Source organism: Escherichia sp. AM3 (genome assembly GCF_032029835.1).
GTDB classification, from domain to species: domain Bacteria; phylum Pseudomonadota; class Gammaproteobacteria; order Enterobacterales; family Enterobacteriaceae; genus Escherichia; species Escherichia coli.
The window spans coordinates 1-1,904 of sequence record NZ_JAVUPQ010000233.1 but is presented as its reverse complement, the minus strand read 5'-3'; the positions used below and the strand labels follow the sequence as shown (position 1 = coordinate 1,904).

The 1,904-nt window shown below is 43.9% G+C and carries 2 protein-coding genes and 1 pseudogene; 2 read left to right on the top strand and 1 reads right to left on the bottom strand.

Annotated features, from left to right (window positions below):
• Positions 1–118, top strand: a 118-nt coding sequence (locus RTW80_RS24540; protein WP_157911923.1) for an IS3 family transposase, incomplete at its 5' end; no start/stop codon positions are given.
• Positions 119–568: 450 nt separating this feature from the next.
• A complete protein-coding gene (pdeL, locus tag RTW80_RS24535) occupies positions 569–1,657 on the top strand; it encodes a DNA-binding transcriptional activator/c-di-GMP phosphodiesterase PdeL (protein WP_001324749.1) in 1,089 nt (362 codons plus the stop codon).
• Positions 1,658–1,698: 41 nt separating this feature from the next.
• Here pdeL and RTW80_RS24530 read toward each other — a convergent pair.
• Positions 1,699–1,904 (bottom strand): annotated as a pseudogene (locus RTW80_RS24530) (hypothetical protein); the annotation flags it as partial.

Sequence of the window (1,904 nt, the reverse complement as noted above, 5' to 3'; positions counted from 1 at the left end):
GGAAATAATGCGGGCAACGGTGTTTAATTATATCGAATGTGATTACAATCGGTGGCGGCGGCACAGTTGGTGTGGCGACCTCAGTCCGGAACAATTTGAAAACAAGAACCTCGCTTAGGCCTGTGTCCATATTACGTGGGTAGGATCATTACTCATTATGTCATTGAATGTTGACGCTATGTGTTTATGAGGGAGAGGTATTTTCAGTTGATCTGGATTGTTAAATTCATATAATGCGCCTTTGCTCATGAATGGATGCCAGTATGTAGTGGGAAATTATAAATATTGAAATAGTCCAACTACTTCTTTATTACCAAAAATGAGTATCTGAATTTTAATATTGCATTCTTGCGTGATTATCTCCTGAGTTTGACTTGTGATTACCTTTTTAAGGTATTTAGCGTAACTGTTTTTGAGCGAGCATCAGAGGTAAAGATAATCTTCTTGATAGTGATGTGGGATGTTATACGTATGGCATCGCTGATGTTTATGGTTACCCCTTATGTGTGCTCAGGAATCGACAGGTAATCACTCATACTGAACAGCGATAAAAGATAAAGGTGTGTTCATGAATTCATGTGATTTTCGTGTTTTTCTGCAAGAGTTCGGTACAACGGTTCATTTGTCATTGCCTGGTAGCGTATCCGAGAAAGAACGACTGCTACTCAAGCTGCTGATGCAGGGAATGTCTGTAACAGAAATATCACAGTACAGAAATCGCAGTGCAAAGACAATTTCACATCAAAAGAAACAGCTCTTTGAGAAACTGGGGATTCAGAGCGATATTACTTTCTGGCGCGATATTTTCTTTCAGTACAATCCGGAGATCATATCCGCCACGGGGAGTAATAGTCACAGATATATTAATGATAATCACTATCACCATATCGTCACGCCTGAAGCCATCAGTCTGGCGTTGGAAAACCACGAATTCAAACCGTGGATCCAACCGGTTTTCTGCGCGCAGACTGGGGTACTGACGGGCTGTGAGGTGCTTGTCCGCTGGGAACATCCACAAACGGGAATTATACCACCGGATCAGTTTATTCCTCTGGCGGAGTCATCCGGTCTTATTGTCATAATGACCCGCCAACTGATGAAACAGACTGCGGATATTCTGATGCCGGTAAAACATTTGCTGCCGGACAATTTCCATATTGGCATCAACGTCTCGGCGGGTTGTTTTTTGGCAGCGGGATTTGAAAAAGAGTGTCTGAACCTGGTTAAGAAATTAGGTAACGATAAAATCAAGCTGGTTCTCGAGCTAACGGAACGTAACCCTATTCCGGTAACGCCAGAAGCCAGAGCGATATTTGACAGCCTTCATCAGCACAACATTACCTTTGCGCTGGATGACTTTGGTACGGGTTATGCGACCTATCGTTACTTGCAGGCGTTCCCGGTCGATTTTATTAAGATCGATAAGTCATTTGTGCAAATGGCGAGTGTCGACGAAATCTCCGGTCATATTGTGGACAATATTGTCGAACTAGCGCGTAAGCCTGGTCTGAGTATCGTGGCGGAAGGGGTAGAAACCCAGGAGCAGGCGGATTTAATGATCGGTAAAGGCGTTCACTTTTTGCAGGGCTATTTGTACTCTCCGCCAGTACCGGGTAATAAATTTATCTCTGAATGGGTAATGAAAGCAGGTGGTTGATGTAAACCGCTATTCACAGCGCATCGGGAGGTTGGCAGCGATTAATTCTCCCGATGCAGTAAATCCTGATAGATCCCCGTTAATATGCCATTTGGCGCAAATTGTTTTTTAATCCACTGCGTCACCTGACCCGTAGCAGAATGCTGAGTCGCCAGTAACATGCGCGAATCCTGGTGATGCTGCCAACTTACTGATTTAGTGTATGATGGTGTTTTTGAGGTGCTCCAGTGGCTTCTGTTTCTATCAG

Bases quoted from the DNA above. Each gene is read 5' to 3' on its own strand.
- pdeL (WP_001324749.1), top strand. From the start codon at position 569: ATGAATTCATGTGATTTTCGTGTTTTTCTGCAAGAGTTCGGTACAACG.